The sequence below is a fragment of the Microcystis wesenbergii NRERC-220 genome (assembly GCF_032027425.1).
Lineage (GTDB): Bacteria > Cyanobacteriota > Cyanobacteriia > Cyanobacteriales > Microcystaceae > Microcystis > Microcystis wesenbergii_A.
The window spans coordinates 3,479,333-3,496,901 of the sequence record NZ_JAVSJA010000001.1; the positions used below are offsets into that span (position 1 = coordinate 3,479,333).

The 17,569-nt window shown below is 44.7% G+C and carries 13 protein-coding genes; 9 read left to right on the top strand and 4 right to left on the bottom strand.

What is annotated here, in order from left to right; genetic code table 11:
- Positions 1-876, top strand: a complete 876-nt coding sequence (locus tag RAM70_RS16955) for an energy-coupling factor transporter transmembrane component T family protein (protein WP_045357868.1) — start codon at positions 1-3, stop codon at positions 874-876.
- 87 nt (positions 877-963) lie between these two features.
- On the opposite strand, the gene RAM70_RS16960 is transcribed toward RAM70_RS16955, so the two are convergent.
- Complete coding sequence (locus RAM70_RS16960) at positions 964-1,146, bottom strand: hypothetical protein (protein WP_072024784.1); 183 nt, start codon at positions 1,144-1,146, stop codon at positions 964-966.
- A 647-nt stretch (positions 1,147-1,793) separates the two neighbouring features.
- On the opposite strand from RAM70_RS16960, the gene RAM70_RS16965 reads away from it, so the two are divergent.
- From RAM70_RS16965 to recQ, 3 genes are all read left to right on the top strand, one after another.
- Positions 1,794-4,664, top strand: a complete 2,871-nt coding sequence (locus RAM70_RS16965) for a beta strand repeat-containing protein (RefSeq protein WP_312674750.1) — start codon at positions 1,794-1,796, stop codon at positions 4,662-4,664.
- 1,429 nt (positions 4,665-6,093) lie between these two features.
- A complete protein-coding gene (locus RAM70_RS16970; RefSeq protein ID WP_045357869.1) occupies positions 6,094-6,705 on the top strand; it encodes a DUF3318 domain-containing protein in 612 nt (203 codons plus the stop codon).
- 129 nt (positions 6,706-6,834) lie between these two features.
- Complete coding sequence (gene recQ, locus RAM70_RS16975) at positions 6,835-8,946, top strand: DNA helicase RecQ (RefSeq protein ID WP_312674751.1); 2,112 nt, start codon at positions 6,835-6,837, stop codon at positions 8,944-8,946.
- A gap of 230 nt (positions 8,947-9,176) precedes the next feature.
- Here recQ and RAM70_RS16980 read toward each other — a convergent pair whose 3' ends face one another.
- Both RAM70_RS16980 and lnt read right to left on the bottom strand, forming a co-directional pair.
- Complete coding sequence (locus tag RAM70_RS16980; RefSeq protein ID WP_045357874.1) at positions 9,177-9,419, bottom strand: DUF8620 family protein; 243 nt, start codon at positions 9,417-9,419, stop codon at positions 9,177-9,179.
- A 60-nt stretch (positions 9,420-9,479) separates the two neighbouring features.
- Positions 9,480-11,006 carry an apolipoprotein N-acyltransferase gene (gene lnt / locus RAM70_RS16985; RefSeq protein WP_045357876.1) on the bottom strand — a complete coding sequence of 509 codons (1,527 nt, stop codon included), beginning with the start codon at positions 11,004-11,006 and terminating at the stop codon, positions 9,480-9,482.
- 237 nt (positions 11,007-11,243) lie between these two features.
- On the opposite strand from lnt, the gene RAM70_RS16990 reads away from it, so the two are divergent.
- Positions 11,244-12,002 (top strand): GAF domain-containing protein, encoded by a 759-nt coding sequence (locus RAM70_RS16990; RefSeq protein ID WP_045357878.1) that lies wholly within the window; start codon positions 11,244-11,246, stop codon positions 12,000-12,002.
- 81 nt (positions 12,003-12,083) lie between these two features.
- On the opposite strand, the gene RAM70_RS16995 is transcribed toward RAM70_RS16990, so the two are convergent.
- On the bottom strand, positions 12,084-12,470 hold the full coding sequence (locus tag RAM70_RS16995) for a hypothetical protein (protein WP_002739650.1): 387 nt from the start codon (positions 12,468-12,470) through the stop codon (positions 12,084-12,086).
- A gap of 79 nt (positions 12,471-12,549) precedes the next feature.
- Here RAM70_RS16995 and hpsP point away from each other — a divergent pair, with 79 nt between their 5' ends.
- The 4 genes from hpsP to RAM70_RS17015 all read left to right on the top strand — a co-directional run bounded on the left by hpsP (position 12,550) and on the right by RAM70_RS17015 (position 16,789).
- The gene (gene hpsP / locus RAM70_RS17000; protein ID WP_045357880.1) at positions 12,550-13,761 is read left to right on the top strand and encodes a hormogonium polysaccharide biosynthesis glycosyltransferase HpsP; all 1,212 of its coding nucleotides are present in this window, start codon (positions 12,550-12,552) and stop codon (positions 13,759-13,761) included.
- Positions 13,762-14,469: 708 nt separating this feature from the next.
- On the top strand, positions 14,470-15,036 hold the full coding sequence (locus RAM70_RS17005) for a glyoxalase-like domain protein (RefSeq protein ID WP_016517333.1): 567 nt from the start codon (positions 14,470-14,472) through the stop codon (positions 15,034-15,036).
- A 48-nt stretch (positions 15,037-15,084) separates the two neighbouring features.
- Positions 15,085-15,426 carry a hypothetical protein gene (locus RAM70_RS17010; RefSeq protein ID WP_045357883.1) on the top strand — a complete coding sequence of 114 codons (342 nt, stop codon included), beginning with the start codon at positions 15,085-15,087 and terminating at the stop codon, positions 15,424-15,426.
- A gap of 28 nt (positions 15,427-15,454) precedes the next feature.
- Positions 15,455-16,789 (top strand): flotillin family protein, encoded by a 1,335-nt coding sequence (locus RAM70_RS17015; RefSeq protein ID WP_045357884.1) that lies wholly within the window; start codon positions 15,455-15,457, stop codon positions 16,787-16,789.
- Positions 16,790-17,569 lie beyond the last annotated feature (780 nt).

Here is a 17,569-nt window from a genome sequence, read left to right on the forward strand (position 1 = left end):
ATGGATTTATTGCGAAGTTTGCCCATCGGTCTTTATCTCGATCAACCGATTACCCGACTACATCAACTAGATGCGCGGGTAAAATTTATCTGGTTAATGGCTTTTTTAGCAGCACCTTTATTGGCTAATCCTTGGTGGCGTTTAGCTTTGGTGGGATTGTTAATGTTGTTAACCCTGTTGGCCCCTATTCCTCCCCGCGTCTGGCGGCAACAGATGGGCTGGCTGATATTTTTAGCGATTATCGTCTTTCTGATTACTGCTATCACTCCCGATGGTTTAGGGGTGAGTATTCAACCGCGTTTACCGGATGAAGGGCTGAATTTACCGCCAGCAAGTGATTATCAGTATGTTTTATGGGATAGAGGTCGTTTATTTGTTACCCGACGTTCTTTGGAATTAGCAGTGAGAATTAGTACCTTAGTTTTTACTTTAATTTATAGCACTAATCTCTTTTTGTTGACGACGGCCCCGGAAGAAATTACCGAAGGTTTAGAGAATTTAATGAGTCCTTTACGGCGATTTAATGTGCCGGTGACGGAAATTTCTCTGACTTTGACCCTGTCTTTGCGCTTTATTCCTCTGGTTTTAGAAGAAGTCCAAAATCTAGCTAGGGCAGTGCGAACTAGGGCGATCGATTGGCAGAAATTAGGGATTAAAAAGAGTTTAAACGTCTGGTTAACAGTAGTGGAAAAATTACTAGATAATTTGCTTTTGCGCGCCGAACAAATAGCGATCGCTATGGAGGTTCGCGGTTTTACCAGTCCCAATCAGCATCAAGTACGCTGGCACCAATTACAGTTAAGATGGGCTGATTTTATTGCTTTATTTTTGTTAATTCCCTTTTGGGCAGCCCGATTAGTTTTGGGGGGTTTATAGCAGTTATCAGTTATCAGTTATCAGTTATCAGTTATCAGATTTGAGTTTTAAGTGTGCAGTATTAAATAGAAGTTTCCTCCTGTCTTTTCACTGATGGTTCTTCGTTACTTGGTATGGTTCGATAGGGGGGCATAAATCGACTAAATCTTTATCTGGCAAGGGATTTAATTGATTAGTTCGCTCTAGTTCGAAAACAATTGACAAAAATCGCCAAATGTCTTTCTCTATAATAGTTTCATTTCTTATAACCCTGTCCGTTGCATAAGACAAACCGAAGAACCTCACTGATTACTGATTACTGTTTACTGTTTACTGATCACTGATTACTGTTCACAGCAAAAAACTCCCCACTTCCCACTTCTCACTCGCCAATTTCCTACTAAAGATAGATACTTAAATATATCAAAAGTATTACCTATAAAAGTAAGTTACGGCGTTTCTCATAAAGATGAAGTATGAGACAATTTAGCATTTGGCAGGGTGCATCTCATTTTTCTAAATCTACTAAGTTGGGATTTTTCAAGGAATTCCGTAGGTTGGGTTGAGCGAATCAATAGGTTAAAGAAAACCTCTCAATTTTAGGGGAAAGCGAAACCCAACAGCCAACACCTAAATCCGTCGGAATCGGCGATCGCTTCTCATGACCTTTTCTTGGGTTTCCTTGGGTCAATCCAAGCGTACTATAGTTGGGTTTCCTTACGTCAACCCAACCTACAAGTCCTTTTTGTTGGGTTGAGTCCGTAGCCCCCCTAAATGGTTACATACGTTACATAATCTGTTACCATTTACATACGGCGGTTCCTCTATCCGTGTGGCACCGATAAATCCTTATTGAATAAGCATTTCCACTTAGAAGATGTACCAGACTAAGCCTGAAGCCGCCGTATGTATAGAATTGTTGATTGGGAGTCTTGATCATGGCATTGCAGGAAGGCACTTACACCTGGGAATACGGCGACACTACCCAGGCTCTCTGGTTCACCGCTTCTTACAACACGGTCACAAATCAGTGGACTGTTGATATGAAGAAGGGGTCGATGGATCTCAACGCGTTGTGGTGGTCGAATGGCGATAGCAACGCGGATGGCAATATAGTTCTTTCCAAGGCTGACAACAGTCTCAATATGAATGGGACTGGTATCGTCTGGGATGGATACGACAAGATTTCCGATACGGGGTTAACGGGAACGGAGCATAATGGCAGCAGTCTTCTTACTGCGGGTAATACCTATACTTACAGCTACAGCAAGGATCAAGGGGTAGAGATCGAAGCGCTGTTGGCGGGGGGTGTTACGACTCTTGGTGTCAGAGCCACAAGCGTCAACGGCACCGACGGTATCAAGGCGGTAGATGGACAATATGTTTTCGTTCCCTACGATACAACTCCACCTACAGTGACAGTCGATATCGTTGATGCTTCGCTGAACGACGGCGATAACAATTCTCTCGTCACCTTTGAGTTCAGCGAAGATGTCACCGGTTTTGCCGATAGTGATGTGAGCGTCAGCGGCGGAACGTTGAGCAATTTCTCCGGCAGCGGCAGCAGCTACCAGGCCACCTTCACGGCCGACGATGCTGTGGAAACCACCGGCTCGGTGTCCGTGGCAGCGGCCAGCTACAGCGACGTGGCAGGCAACACCGGCGGAGCGGGTACGGACACGGTGACGATTGATACCAAAAACCCGACCCTCGCAGTCGATATCGTTGATCCTTCCCTGAACGACGGAGACAACAGTTCTCTGGTAACCTTTGAGTTTAGCGAAGATGTCACCGGTTTTGCCGATAGTGATGTGAGCGTCAGCGGCGGAACACTGAGCAACTTCACCCAGGTGGATGGCAACAGCTACACGGCCACCTTCACGGCCGACGATGGTGTGGAAACCACCGGCTCGGTGTCCGTGGCAGCGGCCAGCTACAGCGACGTGGCAGGCAACACCGGCTCCGCAGGCTCGGATACGGTGACGATTGATACCAAAAACCCGACCCTCGCCGTCGATATCGTTGATACTTCCCTCAACGACGGCGATAACAGTTCTCTGGTAACCTTTGAGTTTAGCGAAGATGTGAATGGCTTCACGGTCGGTGATGTGAGCGTCAGCGGCGGAACGTTGAGCAATTTCTCCGGCAGCGGCAGCAGCTACCAGGCCACCTTCACGGCCGACGATGCTGTGGAAACCACCGGCTCGGTGTCCGTGGCAGCGGCCAGCTACACCGACGTGGCAGGCAACACCGGCTCCGCAGGCTCGGATACGGTGACGATTGACACCAAAAATCCGACCCTCGCCGTCGATATCGTTGATACTTCCCTCAACGACGGCGATAACAGTTCTCTGGTAACCTTTGAGTTTAGCGAAGATGTGAATGGCTTAACGGTCGGTGATGTGAGCGTCAGCGGCGGAACGTTGAGCAATTTCTCCGGCAGCGGCAGCAGCTACCAGGCCACCTTCACGGCCGACGATGCTGTGGAAACCACCGGCTCGGTGTCCGTGGCAGCGGCCAGCTACACCGACGTGGCAGGCAACACCGGCTCCGCAGGCTCGGATACGGTGACGATTGACACCAAAAATCCGACCCTCGCCGTCGATATCGTTGATACTTCCCTCAACGACGGCGATAACAGTTCTCAGGTCACCTTCCAGTTCAGCGAAACTGTGAATGGCTTCACGGTCGGTGATGTGAGCGTCAGCGGCGGAACACTGAGCAACTTCACCCAGGTGGATGGCAACAGCTATACGGCCATCTTCACGGCCGACGATGCTGTGGAAACCACCGGCTCGGTGTCCGTGGCAGCGGCCAGCTACAGCGACGTGGCAGGCAACCAGGGCGGAGCGGGTACGGACACGGTGACGATTGATACCAAAAATCCGACAGTGGGCATCAACTTTGCCAGCCAACCGCTCACCAGCCAGAACTTTAGCACTACGATCACCTTCCAGTTCAGCGAAGCCGTAAGCGGTTTCGCCGCCAGCGATGTGACCCTGACCAACGGGGTGCTGAGCAACTTCACCGGCAGCGGCAGCAGCTACACCGCCACGTTCACTGCCACCAACTTCCAGTCAGCAACGGGAACAGTGGTGGTGTCCAACGGCTATTCCGATACCCCTGGCAACCAGGGTGTTGCCAATTCGGCCAACATCGCCCTGACCGTGGGCGGCGGTCCTGACCCGAATGATGGGCCGTCTGGAGGCAGTAGTGTGATTGGCTCAGGTACAATTGGCGCGGATTCCATCACCGGATCAACTGGTAATGACAACCTTAGCGGCATCGACGGCAACGACACCATCAGCGGCGGCGACGGCAACGACACCATCAACGGCGGCATCGGCAACGACATTATCAGCGGCGGCACCGGCAACGACAACATCATCGGACTCGGCGGCGCTGATCTGATCTACGGCGGATCCGGCAATGATACCATCAATGGTGGTAATGGTAGTGACACCATCGTCGGCGGGTTCGGCAACGATTCCCTTATCGGTGGCGGCGGCGACACCTTCCGGTTTCTGAGCATCTACGACCAGCAGGATGTGATCACCAGTTTCAACGACACCATCGTGTTCGATATAACCGGTGCCAGCGCCTTCACGTCCTTGGGTAGCGGGGCTTTGGGAACCACAACCTACACAGGTGCAATTGCCGGCGGTTACCTCACCTACAGCGGCGGGGTACTCTCCTATGATGCCGATGGCTCTGCGGGATCAACCTTCAGTCCGTTGGCGATCGTCTCGTTGACCGGAACTCTCACCCCCACCCTCTCCGACACCAAAGTGCTGTTCCAGAACCTCTAGCTCAAGCAGGCATTCCCCGCCTTATTTCTCCGGCCCCTGCTGGCCATTATTGCGGGGAATGTTCTTAACTTCTTCTGCTCTGCACCTGCTTACCGGCTCTGGTTTTGAGCCAGTCCGTAGGTTGGGTTGAGCGAATCAATAGGTTAGGGCTGGCTGAATAAATCTAAAAACCTTGCTGGATAAGACTTTTAGACTTTTTGTCAATCCAAAAGTACCGGCCGTGGGAGTGAGCGGGGGGAAAATTCAGGTACTTTTTCCCTGAAAATTAGGTAATTGACCAGATGAAAATCGGTAAAACCCTACACCCCACACCCCACACCCCACACCCTGCCCCCACGAAAAACTTTTTCAGCAAACCCTAGGTTAAAGAAAACCTCTCAATTTTAGGGGAAAGCGAAACCCAACATTTCAGTCCGTAGCGACTGTATCGCCAGTTCGTTCATCGGAAATTTTGGGTCTGAAACCCCGCCGTTCTAGGTTGGCTTTACGTTAGAATTAAAAGGCCAGTCTCGAAAACCAAGTGGACGGCGCAGCACCGTTCGGCTGAGCTCACGGCCGAAGCCTTGAAAACTCGGCTTAGGGGGTTCCGACCAGAAAAGCTTGGCCGGGTAAAAAGTCGCGCGCAACAAGTACAAGAAGCTATAGGCGGTCAACGTACCGTGGGACACACGGAATCGGGCTTCTGAAATGGGGCGAAAGTCTGTGGACTCTGTGTAAGACAGTACATGGTTTTTTAACTGTGGTATGCGACGGTGGTGGAAGCAGAAACTTAAATCGTGAGGTTTAGGAATCGCCGCACTTTTAGGGCGGCGAGGATGTCAACAGGTTCGGTTTCACCGTCCCGTTAACGTAGTCGCCAGCTTCCGCAAACGCTTTCAGTGTCGCCTCGATAGCGGCGACCTGTTCGGGTGTTACTTGGAGTTGGCAAGATCCGGTCAGGACTGGTTTCATCCCCTCATTAATAACCCACATTCCGCACCCTAGTCGTTGAAATCAACAGTTGCTCTAGCCCTTGTATAGTAAGACTTTTAGCGATTACTAAGAATTATGAAGTGTCACACTCTAGTCAGCGATCGCCAGCTTAATGAGAGTTCATCTCAATAATTTGGTATCAGAGCTATCAGATTTTTAGGGCTAATTGTGCATATGCTGGGCAAACAAATTAGCCTGTAATTCAGAGCCGGCAATCGTTTTGACGATTTAGATAAAATTTTCAATGTGACACTTTAGGGTGCGGAATGTGGGTAATAATCAAAACATGAGGATTTTGAGAAAGATGCAAGAATTTATGGGCGATTTTTGGGGCATCGAACCCCTCAAAGCCGAACAGTAGGGACTCATGCGGTTTCGTTGAGAAAATTGTCGGAAAAGAGATATTAGCTCAGAAAGCGATTATACTCAATGATCGAAGACTATTGACCGGCGATCGATGAACCAAGACAACGAGATTAGTCATTTACTAGACCTCATGCCTGCTTCGGGACGGATGATGACGCGCATTGTCAGCAAACCCGAAAGCCCCAAGGTAATCGAAACTAATTTTCCCCTACCCTGGCAAAGAGGAGTCAGACCAATTCCAATTAATTTTGACCTCTGGCGGCAATTATCAAGACCCCAACGGGATTTAGTCTTGTTAAGGGCCGTCTCTGTTTTAACGGCAGTAAAATGGTTTAAACCCGATCTCGATCGAGTAATTGCTCTGGCTGGTATGATCGGTTTAACCGTGGAAACCCTGCAAACCGATGCTGTCGGTATGGCAGTGGCGGGGGGTTTAACTGCCTTGGCAATTAACCGGATTTGGCGGGAAAAACGCAGCCCCCAACGGGAATTAGACGCGGATGAAGCCGCCATAAAAGTGGCCGTTAGACGCGGTTACACGGAAACCGAGGCCGCCAAAAGTTTATTATCGGCTATTGAGACTATAGCTGAAATTGAGGGGCGATCGAGTCTCAATTTTAACGAGTTATTGCGCTGTCAAAATCTGAAAAAATTAGCTAATCTCTCCTTTGTTGGTGTTCCCGATCAGGTGAGACAATCTTAAGGTCAGGAGTCAGGAGGCAATAGGTAATCTCCCCCCCTCTGTCACCCATTCTGGCGTTCCCTGTACCCTAAAATCAGAGAGTCTGTAAACTTAAAATAACTACTATAAAAATATTTTTCCCCTTGCTCAATGGCTGCAATTGACTCTTTAGAAAAAGCCTTAAAATATCACTTTGGCTACGATCAATTTCGACCGAATCAACGCCAAATAATTGAGGCTGCTTTAAATAATCAGGATTTATTAGTAATTATGCCCACCGGAGGCGGTAAATCTCTCTGTTTTCAGCTACCTGCTTTAATCAAAAAAGGGGTGACGGTGGTGGTTTCTCCCCTAATTGCTTTAATGCAGGATCAAGTAACTGCTTTAGCTGATAATGGCATCGGGGCAACATTTCTCAATAGCACTTTAAACGCTAAACAAGTCAGAGAAAGAGAATCTTTAATCCTGCAAGGAAAAATTAAACTGTTATATGTTGCGCCAGAAAGATTATTATCGCCTAGTTTTTTAGACTTTTTAGCTGTTATTGATAATTACCTCGGTTTAGCCTGTTTAGCAGTGGATGAAGCTCACTGTGTCTCCGATTGGGGCCATGATTTCCGCCCTGAATATCGACAAATTAAACAAGTTCGTCAACGCTTTCCCTCCGTGCCAATTCTCGCTTTAACTGCCACCGCCACCCAACAGGTGAGGGAAGATATTATCCAACAATTAGGATTGCGAGATTCTTCCATTCATATTGCTAGTTTTAATCGTCCTAATCTTTACTATGAAGTTCAACCTAAAACCAGTAAATCTTATCAGCAATTGTATCAATATATTAAAGGACAAAAAGGAGCAGGAATAGTTTACTGTATCAGCCGCAAGACCGTCGATAAAGTTGCTGAACAGTTACAAAAAGATGGTATTGATGCCCTACCCTATCACGCGGGTATGGATGATCGGGAAAGAAGCCAAAATCAAACCCGTTTTATTCGGGATGATGTGCAGATTATGGTGGCGACAATTGCCTTCGGTATGGGGATTAATAAACCCGATGTGCGCTTTGTCGTTCATTATGATTTACCCCGCAATTTAGAGGGATATTATCAAGAATCGGGCCGCGCCGGTAGGGACGGAGAACCGGCTAAATGTACCCTCTTTTTTAGCTTTGCAGATGCCAGAAAAATTGAGTATTTTATTAACCAAAAAACCGAGCAAAATGAACAACAGAAAGCTCGTCAACAATTGCGACAGGTGTTAGATTATGCCGAAGGGACTGAATGTAGGCGATCGAGTGTCCTAGGCTACTTTGGAGAAAGTTTTGCGGGTAACTGTGGTAACTGTGATAACTGTCGCCATGGTAACAATTCCGAGGATTGGACGATCGAAGCACAAAAATTTTTATCCTGTGTGGCGCGGACGGGACAGAAATTCGGTATGATGCACATAATCAACGTACTGAGGGGAGGAAAAGGTGAAAGAATCACCCAATATCAACATCACTTATTATCTACTTATGGCATCGGTAAAGATAAAACTATGGAGGAGTGGAAACGTTTGAGTCGTTCCCTTGTCCAGCAAAATCTACTGGTAGAAACTGAAGACAATTTTAGAATCTTGAAACTTAATCAACACAGTTGGGAAGTGATGCGGAAACAACGTTCCGTGTTTATTGCCGTCCCCCGAAAAGCTAACGGTCAAATCTTGGGAGACGACAATCCCAATACGGTGGAAAGTGATTTATTATTCGAGCGCTTGCGGCAACTGCGGAAAAAAATTGCCGATAGTCAAGGGGTTCCTCCCTACGTTATTTTCCATGATTCTAGTCTGCGTTTGATGGCCAGATCAAAACCCCGGAGTTTAGAGCAGTTTCGTCAAATTTCTGGAGTAGTACACAGCAAAGTCCAACAGTATGGGGATATATTTATAGCGGCAATTAATGATTTTTGTCAGGATAGTCTTCCCTCTACTCAATTCCTCACTCTCCAATACTATCAAGATGGTTTGAATGTGGAAGAAATCGCTCGCAAACGAAGCTTAAAAGTTTCAACAATCTATGAACATTTAGCTAAATTGCTGGAGGCGGGTTACCAAATTGATATTAATCAGTTAGTTTCTAAAAATAAACAAGAATATATTCGTTTAGCGATCAAAAAAGTGGGCGATCAATCCCTGAAAACCCTCAAGGAAAATCTGGGAGATAATTATAGTTATGAGGAAATTAAATTAGTTGTTGCTTGGCAAAGAAGACCCCGGCAATAAGAGCAGCGGAACTCTGTTTTAAAAGCTATAGGAGAGGAGGAATTATAAATTATGAATTATGAAGTGGGGAGATGGGGAGTTTTTTCGGTGAACAGTAAACAGTGAAAAGATAGCAGTAAACTGCCATTTGATGATGCTGACTTTATACATACTGCTCACTTAAAACTCAAAACTCAAAACTCAAAACTGATAACTGATAACTGATAACTGATAACTGAATTAAGCAAACCCTATTTAGGGGAGAAGCGTTCTTGAATTTTATTAATCGCCCAGCTTAAAATCGCCCCCGCAATTAAAATACTAATAGCAGGATTGAATAAGGGCAGCCAAAGACGCTGAAAAAGTTTAAATCCTAGGGGAATTCCCGTGGATTCACCAATAACAGCCACGGCAAACCAGAGAAAACCCGCTATCACTAAAAACACATCAAATATTAAGATTCTATTCAACCACTTGACAAATTGCTCTTTCATTGCAGCAAAAACTTAGGTTATTTATACAGTTTATTCACGAAAAAGTATAGCACTGTCACCTTAATCCCAAGCTCTCCAGAGCCAAGCTAGTCCGGCAGTAATGATTAAAACTTTAGTTAACCAATCTCCCCAGCGCACATATAAAGTCCTCGTATCCCGTCGATAAATTGTTTCGCTATGGATTTGATATTTATCCAGATCCGATAGCCAAAGGTGATTACCGTGGGGATCGACAAAAGCAGAATAACCTGTATTGGTGGCCCGGGCCATCCATCGATCGGTTTCGATCGCTCGCATGGTATCCTGAGCGTGGTGTTGAGCGGGCATGGCGTGGCTATAATGGGCGTTATTAGAAGCAGTAATAATAAATTCGCCTCCCCTAGCAGTTTGACGGCGAAAATGTTCGGAAAAAGCCGATTCGTAACAAATGCCCACAATGATTTTACCGAAAGGACTGTCAATAATTTGCTCAGGATTTCCCTGGATTAAGTGCGCTTGCAAGGGAGAAAGGCGATCAACAATTCCACCCAAAATTTCCTGAAAAGGAACGTATTCGCCTAAAGGCACGAGAATTACTTTATCATACTGACTAATCACCTGTCCCTCGCCATCAATGGTAAAGAGACTATTGTTATAACCCTTGTCCATCTTGCCAAATGCACCCAACCAGATCGGCGTTTTTTTGGCTAAAATTGCCGAATAAATCGAGCTATTATTGACTAAGTTCTCCCAATAGTAGGGTAAGGCGGTTTCAGGAGTTAAGACGGCATCTACTCCTTGATCGGCGAGAATTTGATAACCAGAGGTGTAACCTTCGAGTGCCTTTTGAAATCCTAGGGGCGAAAGTTTAATCGTGTTGGGAATATTGCCCTGAATTACGCCAATTTTTATCCCTAAATCCCTTGACTTTTCGATCGGTTTATGGTAAACATTCCATCCCCAGAGATGCAGGCTCAAACAAATGAGGAGGGGTAAAGAGAGAAAAGCGAGATTTTGCCGCGACTGACGGATTAGGAGAAAGCTTTCGGCGATTAAACCGTTAACTGCCACAATTGCCGCCGTTACCGTCGTAAAACCCGATAATTTGCCCAATTGCAGAATCAATAAATTATGGGGACTTTGACTATAAGCAAGGGTAGTCCACCAGAGAGGGGATTGACTCCAGAGAGATTCTAACCCACACCAGAGGGCAGTGCCGATGAAAACCCGTAGGAGGGCATCCCTAAAAGATGACTGATTAACACTTTTGTTGACATAAAACATAACTAACGTCCAAGTTAGCACGATCGCCGTTCCCCAAAAAGTGATAAACAACCAACAAAACAGGGCAATTAACAAACTAGCTAACCAGGGGACACCCATCCACGTCATCGGGTGAATTCCCGTGATCCAGAATAAAGCGAGGCCATGGTAGGCAAAACCCCAGCCAAAACCGTATAAAAGCTGTTTTTTTAGGGATTTTTCCGCTAATCTCACAACAATCCACAGGGGGACGAGAGAAATCCAAGCGAGTAACCACCAAGAAACCGGCGCTACTGTTAACCCCATCCCCACACCGGCCAAAATTGCCCAGAGAAAACGCACCATCTTTCACTCAAGTCAGGTTGAACTCGTCTGACCTACTAGATCAGAGTAGCTAGAGGGAAGACAAAAAACAAGAGACACACAGAAGTTTTTCAGCACATCTACAATAGATCAGTTAGCGAGTAAAAAAGCCCCTCGATCAGATGCTATGGCACGCTATAGACTCAGATAAACAGGGAGATGGGGAATGTCACCCTCACCCTGAAAGCCTAAACTCGGACTGAATAAGTGATTGAATACATGGATAATTTTAACCCCAAATTAACTACTCTGGCTCTTGTCTTGAATGTTGAGGAAAATCTCGAAGATATTTTTCGGAAAATAGCTAATACAAGCGCTCATCAATTGCGAGCGCAGCACTGTTCAATCCTGTTAAGCTCTCCACAGGAATTAAAAGGGGAAATTACCGATTATCTAGAAGTTTTTGCCCATTATGATGATCTATCACCCTTGGCTGATCAAGAAATAATTAAACTCGATCAAGCTATTGCCGACAATGTAGCGACTACAGGGAAACCTTTACTAATTAAGGATATCACTCGATCGCCATTTGCTAGTGCAGCCCCTTATCCCAAAAGATCAAATAATAATAGTTTTATGGCCGCGCCGATTATCCTAAACGAGCAGGTAATCGGAGTAATTAATCTCAGTTTTCCCCTAGACAAAAAACATTTTGAACCATTAGATTTAGAAATCTTGCAGTTATTCGCTCAACAGGCAGCCCAATCCCTGCAAATTTTTCATTTGCAAGGGATATTAAAATCTCGTTTTGTGACTATGGCAGTGACTAGAGAAATAGCAGAAATTCAGTGCGAACATTCGATCGCTGTTCATCCTTATCCCCCGAAATTAGCCAAAATTGTCGCTAAGGCTTTTTTTAAAGAATTAACTCAGGCCGGTTTTGGAACTCATCAAGTTATTGAGATTGCTAATGAGGTTTTGAATTTACTACAAAAGACTCTTAATAAACATAAAAATCGTCTGGAAGGAAAAGATTGAACGCTAGTCAAGGGTTAAAATCGACTAACTTGCCCCTCCCGTGCAGTGCCAAGAAGTAATTGAGATAGTTAACAGCTTAATTTACTGATTGCCGCTGCCGTCCTGCCGTCCTAATTCATAGACACCAGAGGCAACACAAGCGAGAATACCGACACTAATCGGCCAACTTTTTCCTAAACTAATCTCGATTAACCAATCGGAGAAACCGCCGAGAATGAGAAAGGGAATAATACTAAAGATAGAGGCATAAAAAGCATTTTGGGATTCTCTAGCGACGCGAGTTTTTTCAAACTCCTCTAGGGAAGTATAGAGGAAACGCTCGGCAAAATTAAACCAGCGATAGAAAATTTCTATAAACCAATTTCGCACCCCAGCTAACCCCAAATATAATGCTAAAGACCAGAGACAGCTACCGGCAATAAAGGCCGGGGAAATATTGATAGTGAAGGGCAGAAAGTCGATTACCATAAATGAGAGCCACAGAAGTGGTAAATTTGAGCGAACGGCTCGATCGATCTTAACAAGTCTTGACCCTTGCACCAAAAAGATGAAAATTCTTCAGATTGTTCCTTCGATTTCCCTTGTTTACGGGGGTCCTAGTCAAATGGTACTCGGTTTGTCAGCGGCCTTGGCGCAACTGGGCCAAGAGGTGACTATTATTACCACCGATTCCAATGGTGACACGGGACAAGCACCCCTAGATGTGCCTTTAGGGGTCCCTGTTAGTCAAAATGGCTATCAAATCTATTATTTTCCCTGTTCTCCCTTTCGGCGCTATAAATTTTCCCTTGATCTGTTTACTTGGTTGGCTAATAGGGCAAAAGATTATGATATCGCCCATATTCACGCCTTATTCTCCCCGGTAAGCAGTATATCGGCTTCTATCGCTCGTTATCATCAACTGCCCTATATTCTCCGTCCCCTAGGCACCCTCGATCCGGCAGATTTGCAAAAAAAACGGCAACTTAAACAAATATATGCCAATTTTCTGGAAAAACCCAATTTAGCGGCGGCGGCGGCAGTTCATTTTACCAGTCAGCAGGAGTGTCAAACTGCCGAAAGATTTCATATAAAAACTAAGGATATTATCATCCCCCTAGGGGTAGATTTTTTTAACCCACAAGCTTTACCAGTAACGGGTTTTGATCTTCCCCAAAATAAACCGATCATTCTCTATATGTCCCGTCTTGATCCGAAAAAAGGTCTAGATTTATTGCTGCCCAGTTTAGAAAGGTTGTTAGAAAAAGGCCTAGATTTTCATTTTGTCTTAGCAGGAGGCAATCCCCAGGATCGGGAGTACGAAAATCGGATTAAAAATCAGATCGAGCGGTCAATCTTGGGCAAAAATACGACAATTACCGGATTTGTCACCGGAGAAGTCAAAAATAGCCTCCTCGCTAGGGCCGATTTATTTGTTTTACCTTCCTACTATGAAAATTTTGGCATCGCAGTTGCCGAAGCTATGGCTGCCGGAATTCCTGTGCTGATCTCGGATCGGGTGGATCTGCATCCTGCGGTGACGGCAGCGGCTGCGGGATGGGTGACAGCTTGTCAGCTTGAGGATTTAACTAATACTTTGGCAACGGCTATCACTAATCCTGAAATTCGCCAACAACGGGGGAAAAATGCCAGGGATTTAGTCTTAAATCAATATAGTTGGTCAGCGATCGCTGAACAGCTGTTAACCGTCTATGAAAATCTAGTCGGCGCTATCGATCGTCCCCTACTCGATCGAAGTCACAGACGGATTAAGATTTAGGCCATCAGGATAACCAGCACTAAAAATGCCAATAGGGTTAAACCTGATTGCAGAAAGACGGGAAGCGCAAAAGATTCCATAACAGTAGCTCACTTTCTAGGGATGGCTCTATTTCCAATATACGCTCTCATCTCCGCTAATTCCCCATATTTCCGTCCCCAATGTCATCATCTCATCATTTAAGTAGGTAGGCGTTAAAAATTATCAGACACCACCCTTATCAAGGGGGGACTATAGGGTAGGGTTGATTCATGAATCAACCCTACTATGAATCAACCCTAGTACTAAGGGGGGATCGAACCTAAAATCCATTTTTAATTTAATTATAGCGGTAAGCGCTTGAGTGAGATACAGACCAAGCTTTGCCTAGCATGGTTTATAGCTTGTGACACTGTACCTAATACGACTGCACACCGCTATAAGCTAGTGAGGTACACATATTTTTCTTCCCTTTTGACTTTTGCCTCTTGCCTTTTGCCTAAAACCCATAACTTTTGTACCTCAGCAGACTGAAAAACGCTATATAACCAGCTACTTATTCATCCCATAGGAGAATTTGAGGTAAATTGTACTGCATTTAAACTGGGTAGGGAGCATTTTAATACAAATGTACGGAACTTGGTCACTCCCCACCCCGTTAACTTAAGTTTCAGCGTCGTGATTATAATTAGGGAATGATAGAAATTCTTAGACAATAGGATCACATCAGTGTTGATAAATCATCTTTTCTTCGGCGCTTTCCTACCCCTTGATACTCTCCTGTCCACCCAGGGGATTATGGTTATGCTTCTGGCCGCTTATGCTTTAGCCATGTGGATGTTTCTAACTAGCGCCCCAAAAGTTCATACAATCATGGTGACAGATTTGGAGACAGCCCGACAATTTTATGAAGGACTTTTAAATTTACCCACGGCCGATGTTCCCCTCCATTACTATTACAATTATGAGCAGACGATGGGCAATAATATGATTGACCCATTTTATATGTCTAGTAATCCGGCTGTGACTACTGCCAACCCTTCTTTGGGAGATCAACCCCAGGGTTTATGGTATCAGTTAAAGAAAAATACCCAACTGCACATCGTTGGTGGGGCAACCGCGGGTTATAAGGATCGTCATCGTCACGTTTGTTTTGATCACGATTGTTTAGAACAAATTCTGATGCGGGTGGAATCACGACGCTTAAAGTATAAAGTTCGTCGCAATAAACCTTTAAATTTTTTGGTCAAAGATAATGCTGATCGCGTGATTGAAATGGCCGAAGTATCGAATTAGTTAACGGTAATTAGATTGGGGGCAACCATAACGGTAAATAACTCAACTATGAATGCTCAACTGCTCACAATCGTTTTAATTTCTTTAGGGGTAGGTATTGGTTTGGCCATTCTACTCCTAATTTTAGTCAAGTTGAGACGCTGCAACCAACAGGTAAATAGTATTGTCGATTATCACTCTCTCATCGGTTTAATTGGAGTTGTTCAAATCCCCTTCGATAAAAATAGCAAGGGGAAAGTGCGAGTTAATGTCGGGGATAGTCTGATCGATATAGCAGCGATAACGGAAGGGGAAGAACAATTTAATGTCGGTGATAAAGCATTTATTCTCAATTTCCAAGACAATAAAGTTTTAGTCATTGCGGAAAAGTATATCAGAGGCGATTTTTAATTTCTTCTAGACCAAAGGGTAACTAACTATGAATAGTCAAAATAATTCCTATCTCATCCAAATCAATCCCAATCAATACGACAATAATAATAACAACAGTGCTGGCAATTTATTATTGAATAGTGTTCCCATTGCTTTATTGATATTTTTTGGGATTGGTGCGATTTGGTTTTTCAATTCTTTTTTGTGTATTTGTAAACCCAATGAAGTAGTAATCCTGAGTGGGATGAAACGCAAATCAAAAGATAGACAAGATGCGGGGTATCGAGTGGTATCGGGGGGTCGGGCAATTCGTATTCCAATTTTAGAAACCGTTAAACGCATGGATGTCACCACAACCCCGATCAGAATCGAGATTAAAAATGCCTATTCTAAGGGTAATATTCCCCTGAATATAGTGGCAATTGCTAACGTGAAAGTTAGTTCTAACCCTGAAATAGTCGGCAATGCGATCGAACGTTTTTTAGACCGAGATCGAGAAGAAATTGTTCGCGTAGCTAAAGAAACTTTAGAAGGAAACTTGCGGGGTGTAGTCGCAACAATGACCCCCGAACAAGTGAACGAAGATCGCCTAAAATTTGCCGAAAGTATTACCAGTAACGTCAGTCAAGACCTGTTAAAACTCGGTTTAGAAATTGATACTCTCAAAATTCAAAATGTTGCCGATGATGTGGATTATCTTAACTCCCTCGGACGGGAAAGAATCGCTTTAGTCATGCGTGATGCTGAAATTGCCGAATCAAATGCCCTCAATGAAGCTGAACAAATAGCAGCGGAATGTGAGGAACAGGCAACCGTAGCTAAAACCCGCGATCAAATTATCATTTTAGAGCAAGAAAACGAGTTGAGAAAGTTAAAGGCAAAACTAGAACAACAGGCCAAATCGGAAGAAGAAATAACTATCGCCGCCGCTAAGGAAAAACGTGCTATAGTTGAGGAAAAATTGCAACAGGTCAGGGCAGAATTAGAAAGATTACGTCTCCAAGCAGATGAAGTTTTACCCGCAGAAGCGCAGCAGGAAGCTGAAACTTTCCGCGCTAGAGGACAAGCGGCAATTTTTGAAGAAAATGCTAAAGCTGAAGCCTTGGTTAACGAATTATTCGCGGAAGTCTGGCAAAACACCGGCAGCGAAGCATCAGCAATTTTCTTGATTCAACAGTTAGAAACCATCCTGGAAGAAGCGATCAAAATTCCTAAACGCTTACACCTCGATCGAGTTAATATCGTTGATAATGGTGATGGGAAATCCCTCGCTGCCCTGATTAAAGTCTATCCCGAAATCGTCAATCAATTCCTCGCCAGTGTCCATCAAACCCTCGGTATTGATGTAGTGGGAACTCTCACTAATAAAATTGAAAAATAGCAGTCAAAAAACATACTAGGCATGGCTGAATCGAGGTATGAATGCCAACTAGAAAAATCCCAGAAAAGAGGATTTATCTCTTAGATCAGCAACGCCACCAGAAACAACCTTCTTAATATGACACCCAAAAGTCTGTATAAGCTACTGCACATTGTCGGTAAACATCAGGTAGGCCTTCCCAAAGTTTTTGCGCTGACGCACGACCCCTATCTCCCACATAACAACCGACAATTTCTCTTATTTGTCTATCAATTGCTAGCCAGACATAAAACTTAAGTAGCTGGTTATAATTAAATTTAAAATGGATTTTAGGTTCGATCCCCCCTGCCCTCCTTGATAAGGTAGGGTTGATTCATGAATCAACCCTACCCTTGATAACGGGGGTGTCTGATAATTTTTAACGCCTACCTACTTATTATTCTTGGAGAAAATAATCATACCAGAGTTCCTCACCTTCTCTAGTTAATTTTCCTTTTGGCTTGGCGGAAACGCTTACCTGACGCGGAAACTCACTAAATTTAATATTTAGAAGGTTCTGTAACCACGACCAGCTTAATCCTGTTACTCTGGCAATACCTCGTCAAGAAATTTGCTCTAACAATAGCTGATCGATTAATTGTTTTGTTTTTTCTGATACCTGATTCTGACTGAGAGCAATGACAAACTGACGACCACAATCTTTACACGGGTTTTTCGGCTTTCCATTGCTTAATAGTGTGATAAAAACCACGGCGAGGACAAGGAAGGCTAGAGTGAGTGATTAGGGGATAATATTTGTCT